Origin of the sequence: Natrinema marinum (genome assembly GCF_024296685.1) — an archaeon.
Lineage (GTDB): Archaea > Halobacteriota > Halobacteria > Halobacteriales > Natrialbaceae > Natrinema > Natrinema marinum.
Genome location: NZ_CP100763.1, coordinates 3,257,661 through 3,274,814, shown reverse-complemented (window position 1 = coordinate 3,274,814; position 17,154 = coordinate 3,257,661). Strand labels below are relative to the sequence as shown.

Genomic DNA, 17,154 nt, shown 5'->3' with positions numbered 1-17,154 from the left:
TTTAGACGGCGTCCTCCAGGTCGAGTCGCGGCGCGATACCCAGGGCCTTCATCTCGTCTAAGAGGAGCTTGAAGGCGTAGCTCATCTCGATCTCGTGGATATCGGTCTCTTCGTCGCAGTTCGGACAGTAGACGCGCCGTTGTTCGACGTTTTCGACCGCGCTCATCCCGCAGTTCGCACAGATGTGGATGAACTCGCGGTCGGACTCGTCGAGTAGTCGTTCCTTCAGCGTCATGGCCGCTCCGTGGCCGATGAACACGTCGCGTTCCATCTCCCCGATACGCAGCCCGCCCTCGCGGGCGCGCCCCTCCGTCGGCTGGCGGGTCAGCACCTGCACCGGCCCGCGCGAGCGGGCGTGCAGTTTGTTCGAGACCATGTGGTAGAGCTTCTGGTAGAAGATCACGCCGACGAAGATCTCCGCCTCGATCTTCTCGCCGGTGATCCCCGAATACATGGTCTCCTTCCCCGCGGAGTCGAAGCCGGCATCCTCGAGCCCCCCGCGGAGCTCGTCTTTGTCCTCGCCGAGGAACGGCGTCCCGTCGACGCGCCGTCCCTCCATCGCGCCGAGCTTGCCGCCGATCATCTCGAGGATGTGACCGACGGTCATCCGCGAGGGCAGCGCGTGCGGATTGAGCACGAGGTCTGGCACCACGCCCTCCTCGGTGAAGGGCATGTCTTCTTGGGGCGCGAGGTGGCCGACGACCCCCTTCTGGCCGTGGCGGCTGGCGAACTTGTCGCCGAGTTCGGGGATCCGCTCGTCGCGCACCGAGACCTTCGAGAGCTTCGAGCCGTCCTCGCCCTCCATCAGGGTGACGGTGTCGACGATACCGGATTCGCCCGAACGCATCGTCACGGAGGTCTCACGCCGCTTCTGCGGTGAGAGACCGCCCATGTCGTCGGGTTCCTCCAAGAACCGCGGCGGGCTCGTCTTCCCGAGCAGGACGGAGTTCTCGTCGACGTTCGTCTCGGGGTTGACGAGACCGTCCTCGTCCAGGTGGTTGTAGGCTTCCTCGCCGCGAGCGCCGCGAACGTCCTGGCTCGGAATCTCGAAGCGGTCTTCCTGTCCGCCGGGGTAGCGGCGTTCCTCGCCCTCGTAGGTGCGGAAGAAGTGAGAACGCGCGAGCGCTCGCTCGACGCTGGCCTTGTTCATGACCAGCGCGTCCTCGATGTTGAACCCTTCGTAGCTCATGACGGCGACGACGAAGTTCTGCGCCGCGGGGCGCTCGTCGTAGCCGATCTGCTCGGTCGTCTGGGTCTTGACCATCGAGAGCTGCGGGTAGTGCAGCAGGTGCTGGCGCGTGTCCGGCCGGATCCGGTAGTTCGCGCTCGGCAGCCCCAGCGACTGCTTGATCATCCCCGCCCCCATCGTAATTCGGGGCGAGGCGTTGTGCTCGGGGTAGGGAATCATCCCGGCACCGATCGAGAAGATCAGCGACGGGTCGATCTCGAGGTGCGTGTGTTTCTCGGTCAGGTCGTCTTCGTCGACGGCGACGAGGATGTCCTCTTCCTCCTCGGCGTCGATGAACTCGATGTAGCCGTGGTCGACCAGGTCCTCGAACTCGAGGTCGCCCTCTTTGAGCGCCTCGATCTCTTGGTCGGAGATGCGGGGCTCGCCGTTTTCGACGACCAGTAGCGGTCGCCGGGCGCGGCCCGCGTCGGCGTTGACGATCACTTCGCGCGTGCGGTCTTTCACCGAGACGTTGACCATCTCGGAGACGTCGCCGATGCGACGCGCTTCGCGGATCTGTTCTGCCAGTTCGTGCGGATCGGGATGGGTCCCCACCAGCGACCCGTTGACGTAGACTTTCGCCTCTCGTTCTTGGCTGCTCATGATATCAGTCGTCCCCTGACGCTGTCGTCCGTTCGATGCCCTCGAGGCCGGGAATGCCCTCGACGCCCATCGATGCCAGTTCGCGTTTGAGTTCCTGCTCGTCCTCGACGTTCTGGGAGAGCTCCATCGACTGCGCGAAGTTCTTCACCAGTCCGCAGTTCGGTCCTTCCGGGGTCTCCGACGGCCCGATACGACCCCACTGGGTCGCGTGCAGGTCCCGCGCCTCAAAGTGCGGTTGCGAGCGCGAGAGCGGACTGCGAAGCCGTCGCAGGTGCGAGAGAACACCCATGAAGTCCGTTCGGTCGACCAGCTGGGAGACGCCCGAGCGACCGCCGACCCAGTTGCCCGTCGCGATCGGGTGCTCGAGGCGTTCGGTGAGCACGTCCGAGCGGACGACGGTGTTCACCGAGAGCTGCCGGTTGCGCATGTTGGCGCGCTCGAGCTGATATTTCACGTCCCGGGCGAGCTTGTTCAGCGCGGTCCGGAACAGGTCTTTCATCAGGTCGCCGCTGACCTTCAGGCGCTTGTTCGCGTAGTGGTCCTTGTCGTCGGCCTCGCGCCGGCCGAGCGCGAGTTCGAAGCAGGCCTCGGCCATCCGACAGAGGTAGTGGGCCTTGTTGATCCGGACATCTTCTTCCTCGACGCCGTCCTCGTGGAGGTGCGGCAGGAGGTACCGGTCGATGACGTAGTTGGCCCGCTTGAGCTGGTAGTTCTTCCCCTGGCCGGAAGCGACGCGCTTCCCGAGGGCTTCGATCGCTTCCTCCTCGGTCTGGACCTCCGCTTCCTCTAAGTTCTCGAGCATGTACTTGACGACCTCGGGGTCGTTCGAGACCTTGTGGACGATCTCCTCGTCCGACTCCAGTCCGAGGGCGCGCACGAGGGTGACGAAGTTGATCGAGCCCGACACGGAGGGGAACGAGACCTCGAGCAGACCATCTCGCGTCCGCTCACAGAGGACCAGCGCGCGGTAGCCCCGACGCTGGGAGAAGGTCTTGGCGACCTGGATCTCGTCGCCGTACTTGGTGTCGTACTCGGCGAGGATCTTGTTCGGCGCTAAGTCCTCGCTGGTCATCAGCACCCGCTCGGAGCCGTTGACGATGAAGTAGCCGCCGGGGTCGGCGGGGTCCTCGCCGATCTCGATCAGCTCCTCGTCGGAGAAACCGGCGATGTTACACTTCTCGGAGCCGACCATGATCGGCATCCGGCCGATCTTCGTCTCGGTCGAATCGACGACCCGCTGGTCGCCCTCCTCGCCCTTGACGATGGACATCTCCATGAACACCGGCGCGGAGTAGGTGATGTTGCGAAGCCGCGCTTCCTGCGGGTAGAGCAACTCCTCGGAGCCGTCTGCCTCCCGAACGCGGGGGGTGACGACGCGGACGTCGCCCAGTTTGACGTGGACCGGCTCCTCGCCTTCCTTGTCACCGATGTCCGTATCGATCGTCGCCTTCTCGTCGACGACTTCCTGCATCCCTCGGTTGAGGAAGGCGTTGAACGAGCGGTAGTGGTGTTCGGCGATCCGTTCCTTCGAGAAATATTCGCGCGAGATCTCTCGCCGTTCGTCGCGGTTGAGTTCCATTGCCATTTATTCCACCACGAGTCGGTATACGATTGCTTGATCGGTCGTTCGCGAGTCCCGGACGATCTTGATCACGTCGCCGACCTCGGCGTCGTCCGGCAACGCGGGGTCGTTGCGTTTGATCTTCGGTAAGTCTGTGCGGTCGATATCGTATTCCTCGAGCACCTCGTCGAGGACGTCTTCCTCGAGGACGGAGTGCTCGGGAACCAGGTCGTGTTGGCTTACGTCTACCATGGATTGGTGTGGGTGTGCGTGTCGGCTATCGGGGGAGAAGCGGCTGTCACGAGATACTACAGGCAAATAGCGGCGGGAGGCATTTAACGGTTACTAAGTCGACGCACAAGCAGGGCTACCCGGCCGGGCGAACCTGACCGGAGCGGACGATCACACTCGAGAGTATCCGGTTCTCAGTTATATTCCTTGTGGGTCGTGGGAGGGTATGACATGATGGGGGCAGAGAAAGAGGACTCGAAGCGGTGATCGTGGCTGGGCGGCCCGTACCACACGCCCGCCGATTGAAAAGCCTTAATACCACCAGCAGGCAACGATGAATCGGAAGCCCGGGTGGTGTAGTGGCCCATCATACGACCCTGTCACGGTCGTGACGCGGGTTCAAATCCCGCCTCGGGCGTTTTCTACCGACGTAAGCCTACAAGTGGAGCGAGTGATTATCCTTAGATGGTAATAGAAACACTGACTAGGAGGGGCAAACGGTGCCAATCGACAGTACTTCACCAACACATCTCATCTGTCACCAAACGATGACAACAGAGTGGGAGCAAAACCCTTAATACTACCACGAAAAAACGGAGAGTTGCGAGCCCGGGTGGTGTAGTGGCCCATCATACGACCCTGTCACGGTCGTGACGCGGGTTCAAATCCCGCCTCGGGCGTTTTCTGCCGGCGTAAATCCACGATAGAGTGGTGACGACGGAACGAGGTCCAGACGGCTCCAAAGGCACCACTGACATTTTCCAGAGACAGTAGTCGAGTACCAGAAGCAGTCATCCGAAACGGGTGAAACAGGGAGGCACTCGAGAGTCGCTCGGCGGCACCCCCGATCCGCCGGAGAAGTTATTCGAATAACACATTATTATCGTAGTGGACTATGCCAGTAGAGCGATGAACACCAAACAAGTCGGTGACGAAACCGAAGCAAGAATTATAGCGGCGCTCATCGCAGAAGGATATTCCGTTTCCATTCCGTTCGGTGATAACGACAAATACGATCTCGTACCCGATACCGGACGACGGTTATTTCGAGTCCAATGTAAAACGGGCTGGATCGAAGAGGACGTTATCCGGTTCAAAACCGCGAGTAAAACGACCGTCAACGGAGATACAACGATGGTGAACTATAACGGTGAAATCGATGCGTTCGCTGTCCGATGTACGGATAACGGCAGCCTATACTGGGTGCCGCCCGAAGACGCCGGAAAAAAGAGCACGTACCTGCGGTTGACCGAGCCGAAGATTGACCATCCGAGCGTCAACAGAGCCGAAGAGTTCCGCTTCGATGTTCGTCTTCCCTAACTGGCCAGAATGTTGTTCCAGTTTCTATCACGAAGAGGCGATAGACGAGACGGAGCGGCTTCGGGCCGGGCGTTTAAATCGCCGCCAGTGCATATATCACCTAAAAGGTTAGAAATAGCAGATCCACTATCCTAATTTATTAGTGCCTCGGTGACACCCACTGATGTAAGCCGACGACCACATCTGCGGACGGCTGCCCGCAACGATAATCCGTCGGTGTTAGCAGAGCAATGACGAACCCGATCACCGTACTCATCGTCGACAACGAGCCCGGCTTCGCGGAACTGACCGGCGAAATGCTCGAGCGCGAGCGCGATGCGATCACCGGGCTCGCGGCGACGAACGGCACGGAGGCGCTGTCGGTGCTCGAGCGTCGCGACGTCGACTGTATCGTCAGTGATTACGAGATGCCGGAGATGACGGGCCTAGAGTTGCTCGAGGCGGTCCGCGAGGACGATCCCGATCTCCCGTTCGTGCTGTTTACGGGGCGGGGCTCGGAGGAGATCGCCAGCGAGGCGATCGCGGCGGGTGTCACGCAATACCTCCAGAAGGAGTCCGGCAGAGAGCAGTACGCGTTGCTGGCGAACCAGATCACGAACGCCGTGAGCCAGTACCGAACGGAGACGGAGCTCCGGGAGAGCGAGCGACGCTACGAGCGGACGCTGACGACGTTACACGAGACGACGCGGGATCTGATGCGGGCGGAGACCAAAGCGGAGATCTATCGGTCGGCAGTCGAGACGGCGGGCGAGATCCTCGACGTGGCGATCGCCGCGGCCTACGCGTTCGAGCCGACGGGCGGCGTGCTCGAGCACGCGGCGTCGACGCGGCGGTCCCCCGAGCGGGTCGATCCGGAGCAGACGTTCGAACGCGGCGAGGGGCTGATTTGGGAGGTGTTCTCGGAGGGCGAAAGCGCCTACTACGAGGACGTGAGCCGCGAGGAGAGCGAGGGGATGGTGACTCCGCGCTCGGAGGGTGGAGGAGGCGTCGAAGCAGCGAAAACGGCGAGTCGCAGCGAGCTAGTCGTGCCGCTGGGAACCCACGGCGTGCTCGTCGCCGGAACCGAAGGCGTCGACGGGTTCGACGAGACGATGACCGAGCTGTTGCACATTCTGGCAGCGAACACGGAGGCCGCGTTGGATCGCGCCGAGCGCGAGCAGCTGCTCCGGGATCACGACCGGACGCTCACGCAGCAAAACGAGGAGCTGACGCGGCTCAATCACACCAACGAGATCGTTCGCGAGATCAATCACGGCGTCGCGCAGGCGTCGACGCGAGCGGCGATCGAGGAGACGGTGTGCGATCGGCTGGCGGAGACCGATCGGTACCGCTTCGCCTGGATCGCCGCGAGCGACGACGATCCACCGGTGCCGACCGCCTGGTCGGGCATCGACACGGCCTACATCGATCGGATCCGCGACGACGGCGACTGTGCACCCGAGATCGAACTCGTCCGCGATGTGCTCGAGTCGGGCCGCGTGCGGCTGGTCGAGGACGTCCTCGAGACCGGCGGCTGGCAGACCCGACGCAAGGCGGCGTTGACGCACGGCTATCAGACGGTGTTCGGCGTCCCGCTGACCGCTAGCGAGCGCGAATACGGCGTTCTCGTGGTCCACGTCGCCGGGGCCGATTCGATCGGCGATAGCGAGCGGGAAGTGCTGGCCGAACTCGGGGAAACGATCGGACACGCGATCCGATCGGTCGAGCGGACGAAGGCGATGTTGACCGACAGCCGGCTCGAGCTCGAGCTCGCGGTCGGGGGCTCGCGGCTGCTGCTCAACCGGCTCTCGGAGCACGTCGCCGACGCGGCGGCGATAACGCTCGAGGGCGTGGTCGACCGGGGCGAAGACGGGGTCGTCCTCTTCATCAGTGCGCCGGTGACGGCGGAGCTCGCGTCGCTGGAGGATGCGTGGGCGTCGATCGAGACGTTTTCGATCGTTTCGGAGGGGGACGACGAGATGCTGCTCGAACTCACGGTGGCGTCGACGCCGTTCCTCGATGTCTTGCGAACGTACGACGTGCAGGTGCGGCTGGCGACGGCCGAAGGCGGAACGTCGACGCTCGTCCTCGAGGTGCCACAGCAGGTCGATACGCGGTCGCTGATCGAGGCGGTCAGGGAAGAGTATCCCGAAACGGAGCTGGTCGCCAAGCGGGAGACGACCGACACGCGGTCGGCGCGACAGCTCGATACCCATCTCGAAGAGCGACTGACGGGCAAACAGTTCGAAGCGCTACAGGCGGCCCACTACAGCGGGTTCTTCGAGTGGCCTCGAGAGAGCACCGGAGAGGACCTCGCGGCCGCGCTGGACGTCTCACCGCCGACGTATCACTACCACCTTCGCGCAGCGGAGCGAAAGCTCGTCACGCTGGCGTTCGACGGTACTTCTAATTAATTAGTATCCTGCTAGAGCGCCTCCAAAGAGATAGAAGGTATACTTAACCACTCCCCGAACCTACCCGTAAGTGGCGATCTGAGATAGACTGTCGCCACCCCCAATCCCCCCCCCCCTTTCCCCCGAACCAACGCTCGATAGCGATTGCGATCGTTCTGCCGGTCGTTCTCTCTCGATCCGATCAGTGGGCCGTCGCCGTTCTGATCCTGGCGTACTCGTGAGCGGGTACTCGAGGCGCGTCGTCGACGACCACCGGAGTCTGTACCGACCGGCGGCGGTAGCTGAGCGCCGAGTTCGCCCGCGAACCATCGGCACTAATTGATTAGTATTATCGTCTAATAGCTACCAAATAGTTAGAAAATATATTTACTTTCCCACGGGGCGTACCGATAAATGGCGATCTGAGATAGACTGTCGCCACCCCCGATCCCCCACCCCCATCCTACCCCCTTCCTCGACCCGAGAGAGGCCTCCACGGTGTAAAACGAACGAAGCGCTGTGAGGCCCCGCCTCGGCGACTCGGTAACCGAGAGTCGACGGGAGTGACGCCCTATCGCGAGCGACCGCGCCGGGAATAGCCGTCGGTGGCGTCGTCCCACTCGATCCAGTCCTGTTCCCAGCCGCGTCGCGATTCGGCGCGTCGCTGGGCGCGTTCGCGGTCCTCGCGGGTCATCCGATTGCGTTCGACCGCGCCCGACTGTTCGCCCTCGACCAGCAGCGGATCGAACGAAACGGGCCCGAGTCGATCGATCTCGCCGTCGGCCGAGACGGACGCGAGGTGCTGACGCTGGGAGCCCTGGGGTAACACCAGTCGACCGTCCTCGGCGAGTTGCTCGAGCAACGCGTGCGGCGGTTCGACAGCGGCCGCCTCGAGCAAGATTCGATCAAACGGGGCGTACTCGGGGAGACCGGTCGCGCCGTCGCGGCAGTCGACGAGGACGCCGTCGTAGCCCGCTTCGGCGAGGTTACCGCGCGCTTCGACGACGAGCGGCCGAGAGATGTCGACGGCGTGGACGTTGGTCTCGCCGACCAGTTCGGCGGCGACGGCGGCCGTGTAGCCGACACCGACACCGACGATCAGGACGGCGTCGTCGTCCTCGAGCGCCAAGGCCTGCAGGAGGCGAGCGGCGGTCCGCGGCGCGAGGACGCGGGTACCGAGGGCCTCGTGGTCGCGGTCCGCGTAGGCCGTCCGCTCGTCGTCGACGAACGCGTGACGCGGGACGTCGCGCATCGCGACGGCCACGTCCTCGTCGACGAGGACGTTCTTGGGCGCGGCCTCGAGGCCGTCGACCATGTCCTCTCGCAACACCGCGGGGTCCATACGCCAGCTATCGCACCGGCAGTTATCAATGGCGCGCTTGCGGGGTCAGTCCAGCGCGGAGGCCGGCCGCCTCAGCCGCGTAACCGGACGAACCGAACGCCGCCGCGTTCGGTCCGCTCGATCGAGCCGTCCGCCTGTTTCGTCGCGTCAACGAGCGTCTGCTGCCCGGTGCCGACGGGGGCGATCAGCTGGCCGCCGGGCCGAACCTGCTCGACGACCGCCGCGGGAAGCGCCGGCGTCGCGCAGGTGACGTAGGCGGCGTCGTAGGGGGCGTGCTCGGCCCATCCCTCGCGGCCGTCGCCGACCCGAACCGAGACGCCGTCGTAGCCCAGTTCCGTGAGCCGGTCGCGGGCTCGACGAGCGAGTGTCTCCCCGTACTCGACGCTGTAGACGTGCTCGTCGCCGACCAACTCGGCCGTGACCGCGGCGTGGTAGCCACAGCCGGTGCCGATCTCGAGGACGGTGTCGCCGGGTTCGACCGCGAGCAGGTCGGCCATAACGGCGACCATGTGCGGGGCCGAAATCGTCTGACCGTCGCCGATCGGAAGCGGACAGTCTGCATAGGCACTGTCCCGGCGGTCCGGCGGAACGAACGCGTGACGCGGGACCGACTCGAGGGCCTCGAGGACACGGTCGTCGTCGACGCGGGGCGCGACGGTCTCGACCATCCGCCGGCGGGCGGACTCGTAGCTGTCGGACATGGATGGGACGAATACGCGCTCGAGAACAGTAGGCGTTCGGTCGCGAGTGGCGAGGTCGGCGGTTCGACCCGGTTACCAGGCCGACCAGGCGCTGCTCTGCTCGTCGTAGGCGTAGATCCGTGTCGCGTCCTTCGCGAGGACGGTGTCGCCGTCCATCTCGTAGCGGTCGCGCTCGTAGCCCGCGGCGTCGTCGCGGACGACGAAGGCGTCGATCTCGAACTCGTCGTCGCCGAAGGACTCGACCGCACCGACTTCGAACTCGTAGTCGCCGGGGACGTGGACGGTGATGCCGCGGCTGTCGTCTCTCGAGCCGTCTTGCGGGTGGACGGTGACGTTGACCGCGACGTTGTCGACCTCGCGGGTCCAGACGGTCTCGATCTCGTCGGCCGGCGCGTCCTCGACGCGTTTCTGGCCGTCGAGTTCGACGCTCGTCACGCGAACCGTCGAGAGCACCTCCTCGGTCTCGAGGATGAACTCGTCGCCGACTTCGATCGACTCGTCCTCGGGCGCCGTGACGTTCGCGGTGAACGATTCGCCGCCCTGGGAGACGACCACGTCGAGGGTGACCTCGCGCTCGCGTTCGGGCTGTACTTTGTGCACGTGACTGCACTCGCTGCAGCGGACGGTCAGGTGTCCGCCACCCTCCGTCAGCACCTCGTGGACCGTCTCGAGGTCCGGCGAGCAGGAGGGACAGGGGGTCGGAACCCGATCCGGAATGTCGCTCATACCACCCCGTAGCGGCCACGCACCTAAAAGGCGATTGAAGCAGTCGTCGGTCTAGTTCCCCTGAATGGCGTCGATGACCATCGCCGCAGCCACGATCGGTTCTTTCGGAACCGTGCTGGCGTCGTCGATGGTGATCTCGTAGCGATCGCGCAGCGAGAACTGCCCGCTGATGGAGCCGACGTGGCGTCCCTGCTGGTCGGAGATCTCGTACTTGTGGGGGATCCAGCCACCGAACGGAACGATATTACGAGCGAGCGTGATCGCGGCGCCGCGGGAGTTGATCTCGGCTAACTTCTCCTCGGTGGTCGCGTCGCGGATCTTCCAGGTGTCCTGCAAGATCGAGTAGTCGTTGTCCAGCACGATGAGGTCCTCGCCGGTCTGTGCGTCGGTGAGGACGTAGTTCCCCGCAACATCGATGATTCCGCCGGCTTTCACCGTGAACACCTCGTTGCCGTCGGCGTCGACGAAGGGGAACTCCTCTTTCATCTTGAGCATCTTCTGTTTCCCCCTGAGGACGACGTTCCCGTCGGCGTCGAGCGCTCGGTACTTGTTCCGAATCAGCCCCTGTTCGACCGTGTATCGGTCGTCGGTGAGTTCGATCCCCGCGATATCGTATCCTCGTGTCTCACTCATCGTCCCGAACTGTCACTAGAGGTACTTGAAACCCATCGATTCCGACAGGTCTCCCGGGGATTTAATCGGTTGTATCATCGGAGAACTCCGACTCGAGAGGCGAACCCGGCGTCGAGGAACGGAAGCGACGCTGCGAACGTCGGTTAGGTGTCGATCGACTCGGGGAGATCGATCGGCGATCCGTCGGCGAAGACCGTCGGCTCGCGGATGATTCCGTCTACGTGAATCGGCGCGTCCGTGTCGCCGCCGATCCCCGCGTCGTCCCCGATCGCGATGTGGACGGTCCCGGCGGCTTTCTCGTCTAAGAGGACCGAGCCGACCAGTTCGGTGACGGCGACGTTCGTCCCGATCCCCAACTCGGCGAGGTTGTACGCGGCGTCGCCGACTTCGTCGGCCGCGCTCTCGACTTCCTCGCGGATGTCGTCGTCCGAGATGTGCGTAACGTAGCCGTCCGCGACCTCGAACGAGAGCGTCCGGCCGTCCTCGAGCAACCCGTGAGGCATCATCGTCCCGTCGACGACGAAGGTGCCGTCCGCGGCTTCGGGGCTGATGAACACCTCTCCGGCGGGCAGGTTAGACATCTGGCCGGATTCGTGGACGATGCCGGTGTCGGAGAACCACTCTCGCCCCCCAACGCCGAACGTGATGTCGGTGCCGGCGTCGGTCGTCACGCGGACCTCGTCGGCGTCGGCGACCTGTTCGCGGACCGCCTCGCAGTGAGACGCGATCGACTCGTAGTCGGCCTCGAGCCCAGTCGTAAAGACATCCTCGGTGATCCCCGGCAGCGTCGCGACTCGTGCGCCGGCCTCGTTGGCCTCGGTCCGGGCGCGGGTGTGACTCAGACTCTTGGTCGTCGGCGCGAGCACCACGTCAGCCCCGGCCATCGCCGCTGCGACGGGGTCCGGCGGTTCGCCGCCATGGGTCTCGCCCGGCGGATAGCGGACGATCACCGCGTCGTCGGTGATCTCGCTCGCCACCTCGTAGAGCGCTTCCCCGATCGGTTCCCGGTCGTCATCGGTGACGATCGCACAGGACTCCCCCGCCTCGAGACCCAGACACTGGCGGACGGCCGTCTCCGCCGCGCCTCGACGTGCTGTCATACGTGCGTCTGCGGCGAGCGGGCCGATATGTCTTGCCCTCGGTCCGGCGTGCGTGTTCCCGAGCGATGCCGGTCCGGTTCGAACGGATCGGCGCGGCGACGGATCGAGCGACGTGCCAACGAGTGCCGAGATCGGCCTCGAGAGCGATCGAGAACTCCGATCCGAGTAAGGATCGACTGCGAATCCTCGAAACGATTATCCCGCTCGGTGGACCACTCCCGGGTATATGCAACAGGTCGCTATCAACGGCTACGGCACGATCGGCAAGCGCGTCGCGGACGCGGTCCGAGCACAGCCCGACATGGAGGTACTGGGCGTCGCGAAGACGCGCCCGAACTTCGAGGCCGAGACCGCGATCGAGAAGGGATTCTCGCTCTACGCCGCCGTCGAGGAGCGCGAGGAACTGTTCGAGGAAGCCGGCCTCGAGATCGCGGGCCCGGTCGAGGACCTCGTCGCCGAGGCCGACGTAGTCGTCGACGCCACGCCCTCCGGAATCGGCGCACAGAACAAGGCACTCTACGAGGACCACGACACGCCCGCGCTCTACCAGGGCGGGGAGGACGCCGACCTCGTCGACATGAGTTTCAATGCTCGCTCGAACTTCGCCGAGGCCGTCGACGCTGACCACGTCCGCGTCGTCTCCTGTAATACGACCGGGCTCTCCCGAGTCATCGCGCCCCTCCGCGAGGAGTACGGCGTCGAGAAGGTCCGCGCGACGCTCGTCCGCCGCGGCGGCGACCCCGGCCAGACCGGCCGCGGTCCGATCAACGACATCCTGCCGAATCCGGTGACGATCCCCTCCCACCACGGCCCCGACGTCGAGACCATCTTCGACGATCTGGACATCGACACCCTCGGGATGAAGGTGCCCGCGACGCTGATGCACATGCACAGCCTGAACGTCACGCTCTCCGAGGAGGTCGACGCCGCCGAGGTCCGCGACCTGTTCGCCGACGAGTCGCGCCTGTTCCTGATCCCCGAGCGGATGGACATCGACGGCAGCGGGAAACTCAAAGAGTACGCGTTAGACGCGGGCCGGCCGCGTGGCGACATCTGGGAGAACTGCATCTGGGAGGAGTCGATCTCGACCGTCGGCGACGACCTCTACCTGTTCCAGGGCATCCACCAGGAGAGCGACGTCGTGCCCGAGAACGTCGACGCGATCCGCGCCGTCACCGGCAGCGCCGACGCAGAGGAGAGCATCGAGACGACCAACGAGACGCTCGGCATCGGCCTGTAGCGCGCCTCGAGACGCGCTACAGCGGTTCATCGCCGTCGGCGCTTCGTATAGCGACGACAGAAAGTTTTTGCCACCCGATACCCTAGATACCCCCATGCGCCGAGACGACCGCGACGAACCCTTCGACGACCTGTTTCGCGAGATCGAGCGAATGATGAACGAGATGATGAACGGAGCCGACACCAACGTGAACTTCGACTCCTCGACCAACGTCGACAGCGGCTTCGGCATGGATACCCACGTCGACATCCACGAAACCGACGACGAGGTCCGCGTCGTCGCCGACCTCCCCGGCGTCGAGAAGGACAATATCGAACTCGAGTGCGACGGCAAGACCCTGACCATCTCCGCCGAGAGCGAACACCGCCAGTACGACGAACGCGTCTCGCTGCCGACCCGCGTCAACGAACACACCGCCGCTGCGACCTACAACAACGGCGTCCTCGAGGTCGTCTTCGACCCCGCCGAGCAGTCTTCGGACATCAGTCTCGAGTGAGCGGCCAGTCGCGGTCGTCACCGCTCGTTTTCGTCACGCTTCGCCGGCAACGCCGCGGACCGCGGCCGCGAGCCGGTCGTAAAAGTCTGGCTCGTACTTCGTCGCCTCGTCGATCGTCGGCCGCGCGTTCGTCTCGTTGATCACCAGTTTCTCGCCCGTCTCGAGCAGGTCGACGCCGAGGAACGGAATCTCGAGTTCGGCGGCGACCGACTCGGCCAGTTCGCGCCACGGCTCGGGGAGGTCGACGCCGGTCGCTTCCGCGCCGCGGTGGACGTTGTGTTTCCACTGGCCCTCGCGGACCGCCGCGTCGGGCAGCCGGCGCTCGACCGCGCCGACGTACTCACCCTCGAGGATCATCACGCGGTAGTCGGTCGCGTTCGGCAGGTACTCCTGGACCAGAAACGACCGGTCGCCGGTCGCCCGGTAGTCGTGGACCAGCGAGAGGTAGTCACAGATCCCCAGAAACGAATCGAGGTCGTGGGCTTTCGCGACGCCGACGCCCCGCGTCGTCGAGTTCGGCTTGACGACCACTGGCGGCTCGAACCGCTCGAAGACCTCGACCAGTTCGGTCTCCGAGACGTCGTTCGAGACGTAGACGGATTCGGGAACGGGAAGATTCGCCCGCTCGAGGCGCGCCAGCACCTCGGCTTTGTTCCGCGAGGTCAACACCGCCTCGTGACCGTTGAGCCACGGGACCTCGAGCAGGGCGTCGGCGACCCCGCCTTCCATGAGCCGGCCAGGGTAGACGAAGCCCACGTCGTAATCGTCGGGCGACCACGGCGGGTCGCCCAGCGCCACTACCCGCTCGCTCGCGGGCACGTGATGAACACGTATACCGCGCTCGGCCAGCGGCTCTCGCATCCGCTGGAACGTCTCCTCCGCGTTCGCCACGGCGAGATCGATCATACTCGGGACTCGGGAGCAGAGCGGCAAAAAGGTGCACTGCTCGAGACCGAGAGTCCAAAACGCGGTGGCCGGGAGTGTGGCTCGAGCAGACGCGAGAGACGCACGACCCGGGGGAGGGCAGGCGGCTAACCGTTACTCACCGCGAGCGAGGCCGAAGGCCGAGCGAGCGGGCTGACGACCGATGTGGAGAACGCTATGCGTTCGGAACGGAGGGAGGAATGCTGTTGATCAAAATTTTACCGAGGGCCGCCGAGGGCGGCCCGCAGAGTAAAATTTTGTTAGGCGATGAGCTGCTCTTCGCCGCGCTCGACGACGACACGACACGGCGGCGAGATCTTGTTGTAGGCACGCCGGAGCGCGTCCTTGGCGAAGTCGGCGTCGTCGACGTCACACCAGATGGTGAAGATGCGCTCGCCGGCGTCGATGCGAGCCGCGGTGCCGACGATCTTCCCGAACGCCTGGCGCATCCCGTCGGAGACACGGTCCGCCCCGGCACCAGTCGCCTGCTTGTTCTCCCGGATGACGTGGTGGGGGAACTTTCGCAGGATCATCTTGTAGTTGCCCTCGCCGGCGTTTTTCAGCATGTGACGGTTGGCTGACAGGCGCGAGGCCTCGAGGCTGCCGTGGCGGATCTGGACCTCCTCTTCGGTGACGAGGCTGATCTGGACGGGGTAGTCTTCGGGGTCCGCGGCGGTGTCGCCCATCTTGTGCTGTGCGATCTTCGAGCCCGGGATGCCGGTGATGTACTCGCGTCGCGTGTACGCCGGCTTACTGATCTCCCGGTACATGGAGGCGGGTTTGTCGGACATGGTTGTGGTTACTTACGAAAACGCAGGCCCACCGCGCGGATAAAGGCTTCGAAGCGCCGCGTCCGCCGGTTCTGCGGGCGAGCACCTCGAGTCGGACCGAGGTGGGATCGCCAGCGCCGTCGGCGCGCAGCGACGACTCGAGGGGAACGGCCCACGAAGAAACGGCGACCCGACCGCGACCTCAACTCGCGAGGGCGTACCCGGCGTCGGTCCGCTCGATCAGGCCCTGACTCGAGAGCGAGGAGAGCACGCTCAGGATCGAGATTTTCCGCATGTTCAGCGTCCGATTGAGGTCCGTCACCGTCGCCTCGCCGGTGACCTCGAGGGTGAGGTAGACGAGCTTGCCCTGTGCGGAACCGATTTCGGTCGGGAGCTGGCTGGGTCGGTCGGTCGCCGTGGTCTGTTGCATCATCTTGCTAACACCGACGACGAACTCCTGTATAAACCTATGGGGTTGAAGATATATAGGAGTTAGTAGATATTATTGTGATTATATTTATTTAAGGCCAGGGCTCTCGGTCGCGGAGATGGTTGCGAGGGCGAAGAAAATTACCGATCACGCACGCGCGAAGTAACACGGTATGGCGGCGTGCTTAAGGTTCCGCCGCCGAAACTAGTCGCCATGAGGAGTTTTCGGATCGGATCGCTGTTCGGCATCCCGATCAAGCTCGATCTCACGTTCTTGTTCGTCCTGCCGCTGTTCGCGTATCTCATCGGGACGCGGATCGCCCCCGTCGCGGAGTTGTTGAACACCGCGCTCGGCGCGGGGATCGATGTCGGCGTGATCAGCGGCGGCGCGACGCCGTGGGTGCTCGGGCTGACCGCCGCGGTCGGGCTGTTCGTCGGCGTCATCCTCCACGAACTCGGCCACTCGCTGACCGCCCGGCGATACGGGTTTCCGATAGACTCGATCACCCTCTGGCTGTTCGGCGGGATCGCCTCGTTCTCCGAGATGCCCGAAGACTGGCGACAGGAACTCACCATCGCCGTCGCGGGACCGATCGTCAGCGTCCTGGTCGGTATCGGCTCGTACGGACTCTACGCGCTCGTCCCCAGCGTGCTGGGCGACGCCTCGCCGGCGATCCTGACCGGCGCGCGGTTCGTCCTCGGCTACCTCGCGCTCCTGAACGTCTCGCTCGCGATCTTCAACATGCTCCCAGCGTTTCCGATGGACGGCGGACGAGTGCTTCGCGCGCTGCTCGCCCGCAGCAAACCGTACGCACAGGCGACCCAGCAGGCCGCCAGCGTCGGCAAGTTGTTCGCGGTGCTCATGGGCCTGCTCGGCCTCTTCGCGTTCAACATCATCCTCATCGGCGTCGCCTTCTTCGTCTTCATCGCCGCCTCGAGCGAGGCCCAGCAGGTGACGATGAAAGCCGCCTTTCAGGACGTCACCGTCGGCGACATCATGACGCCGGCGAGCGAACTCCACACCGTCGAACCCGACACGTCGGTCGCGGAGCTCATCCGACGCATGTTCACCGAACGCCACACCGGCTACCCGGTCATCGAGCGCGGCGGCTTCGAGGGCGAGCGACTCGTCGGCCTCGTGACGCTGTCCGACGCCCGCGAAATCGAACCGGTCGAGCGCGAGGCCTACACCGTCGACGACGTGATGACGACGGACCTGCAGACCATTACGGCCGAGTCGGACGCGATGACCGCGATCGAGCGCATGCAAGAACACGGCATCGGTCGGCTGCTCGTCGTCAGCGGCGGAGCGCAGCCGTCCGCCGACGGCACCCTCGAGGAATCGTCGCGCGACGATGACGGGGACTTCGTCGGCCTGATCTCGCGCAGCGACGTGATGACCGCCCTCGATATCGTCCGGCAGAGCGGCTCGGTCTCTCCCTCGAGCCGGCCGCGGACCGCAGACTGACCGGACCGAG

At 64.5% G+C, this 17,154-nt stretch carries 16 protein-coding genes and 2 tRNA genes; 7 read left to right on the top strand and 11 right to left on the bottom strand.

Translation table 11 applies throughout. From position 1 onward, the window contains the following. Position 1: 1 nt before the first annotated feature. The 3 genes from rpoB to NKH51_RS16250 are packed head-to-tail and all read right to left on the bottom strand — an operon-like array spanning position 2 to position 3,644. Positions 2-1,831 carry a DNA-directed RNA polymerase subunit B gene (gene rpoB / locus NKH51_RS16260; protein WP_254762716.1) on the bottom strand — a complete coding sequence of 610 codons (1,830 nt, stop codon included), beginning with the start codon at positions 1,829-1,831 and terminating at the stop codon, positions 2-4. Between the two features lie 4 nt (positions 1,832-1,835). Then, positions 1,836-3,416 (bottom strand): DNA-directed RNA polymerase subunit B'', encoded by a 1,581-nt coding sequence (locus NKH51_RS16255; RefSeq protein WP_254762715.1) that lies wholly within the window; start codon positions 3,414-3,416, stop codon positions 1,836-1,838. Continuing rightward, entirely contained in the window at positions 3,417-3,644 is a 228-nt protein-coding gene (locus tag NKH51_RS16250) for a DNA-directed RNA polymerase subunit H (RefSeq protein ID WP_254762714.1), read from the bottom strand. Between the two features lie 324 nt (positions 3,645-3,968). On the opposite strand from NKH51_RS16250, the gene NKH51_RS16245 reads away from it, so the two are divergent. From NKH51_RS16245 to NKH51_RS16230, 4 genes are all read left to right on the top strand, one after another. Continuing rightward, positions 3,969-4,041, top strand: a tRNA-Asp gene (locus NKH51_RS16245). A gap of 189 nt (positions 4,042-4,230) precedes the next feature. After that, positions 4,231-4,303, top strand: a tRNA-Asp gene (locus NKH51_RS16240). Positions 4,304-4,532: 229 nt separating this feature from the next. Then, on the top strand, positions 4,533-4,943 hold the full coding sequence (locus tag NKH51_RS16235; protein WP_254762713.1) for a group I intron-associated PD-(D/E)XK endonuclease: 411 nt from the start codon (positions 4,533-4,535) through the stop codon (positions 4,941-4,943). A gap of 230 nt (positions 4,944-5,173) precedes the next feature. Beyond that, positions 5,174-7,336: a bacterio-opsin activator domain-containing protein gene (locus tag NKH51_RS16230; RefSeq protein ID WP_254762712.1), complete on the top strand. Its 2,163-nt coding sequence runs from the start codon at positions 5,174-5,176 to the stop codon at positions 7,334-7,336. Between the two features lie 550 nt (positions 7,337-7,886). Here NKH51_RS16230 and NKH51_RS16225 read toward each other — a convergent pair. The 5 genes from NKH51_RS16225 to NKH51_RS16205 form a co-directional block, all read right to left on the bottom strand. Continuing rightward, positions 7,887-8,657 carry a protein-L-isoaspartate O-methyltransferase family protein gene (locus NKH51_RS16225; protein WP_254762711.1) on the bottom strand — a complete coding sequence of 257 codons (771 nt, stop codon included), beginning with the start codon at positions 8,655-8,657 and terminating at the stop codon, positions 7,887-7,889. Between the two features lie 71 nt (positions 8,658-8,728). Further along, the gene (locus tag NKH51_RS16220; protein WP_254762710.1) at positions 8,729-9,358 is read right to left on the bottom strand and encodes a protein-L-isoaspartate(D-aspartate) O-methyltransferase; all 630 of its coding nucleotides are present in this window, start codon (positions 9,356-9,358) and stop codon (positions 8,729-8,731) included. Between the two features lie 72 nt (positions 9,359-9,430). Next, positions 9,431-10,084: an HVO_0476 family zinc finger protein gene (locus tag NKH51_RS16215; protein ID WP_254762709.1), complete on the bottom strand. Its 654-nt coding sequence runs from the start codon at positions 10,082-10,084 to the stop codon at positions 9,431-9,433. 51 nt (positions 10,085-10,135) lie between these two features. Then, entirely contained in the window at positions 10,136-10,717 is a 582-nt protein-coding gene (locus NKH51_RS16210; protein ID WP_254762708.1) for an LURP-one-related/scramblase family protein, read from the bottom strand. Between the two features lie 143 nt (positions 10,718-10,860). Further along, entirely contained in the window at positions 10,861-11,817 is a 957-nt protein-coding gene (locus tag NKH51_RS16205) for an aminopeptidase (RefSeq protein ID WP_254762707.1), read from the bottom strand. 226 nt (positions 11,818-12,043) lie between these two features. On the opposite strand from NKH51_RS16205, the gene NKH51_RS16200 reads away from it, so the two are divergent. Further along, the gene (locus NKH51_RS16200) at positions 12,044-13,057 is read left to right on the top strand and encodes a type II glyceraldehyde-3-phosphate dehydrogenase (RefSeq protein WP_254762706.1); all 1,014 of its coding nucleotides are present in this window, start codon (positions 12,044-12,046) and stop codon (positions 13,055-13,057) included. Between the two features lie 94 nt (positions 13,058-13,151). Continuing rightward, the gene (locus tag NKH51_RS16195) at positions 13,152-13,553 is read left to right on the top strand and encodes an Hsp20/alpha crystallin family protein (protein ID WP_254762705.1); all 402 of its coding nucleotides are present in this window, start codon (positions 13,152-13,154) and stop codon (positions 13,551-13,553) included. A 33-nt stretch (positions 13,554-13,586) separates the two neighbouring features. Here NKH51_RS16195 and NKH51_RS16190 read toward each other — a convergent pair whose 3' ends face one another. The 3 genes from NKH51_RS16190 to NKH51_RS16180 all read right to left on the bottom strand — a co-directional run bounded on the left by NKH51_RS16190 (position 13,587) and on the right by NKH51_RS16180 (position 15,680). Beyond that, a complete protein-coding gene (locus tag NKH51_RS16190) occupies positions 13,587-14,459 on the bottom strand; it encodes an ATP-grasp domain-containing protein (RefSeq protein WP_254762704.1) in 873 nt (290 codons plus the stop codon). A 278-nt stretch (positions 14,460-14,737) separates the two neighbouring features. Then, entirely contained in the window at positions 14,738-15,268 is a 531-nt protein-coding gene (locus NKH51_RS16185; RefSeq protein WP_254762703.1) for a 50S ribosomal protein L16, read from the bottom strand. A gap of 181 nt (positions 15,269-15,449) precedes the next feature. Continuing rightward, a complete protein-coding gene (locus NKH51_RS16180) occupies positions 15,450-15,680 on the bottom strand; it encodes a helix-turn-helix domain-containing protein (protein ID WP_254762702.1) in 231 nt (76 codons plus the stop codon). A gap of 210 nt (positions 15,681-15,890) precedes the next feature. Between NKH51_RS16180 and NKH51_RS16175 the strand changes: the two genes are divergently transcribed. After that, positions 15,891-17,144, top strand: a complete 1,254-nt coding sequence (locus tag NKH51_RS16175) for a site-2 protease family protein (protein WP_254762701.1) — start codon at positions 15,891-15,893, stop codon at positions 17,142-17,144. Positions 17,145-17,154: the final 10 nt, after the last annotated feature.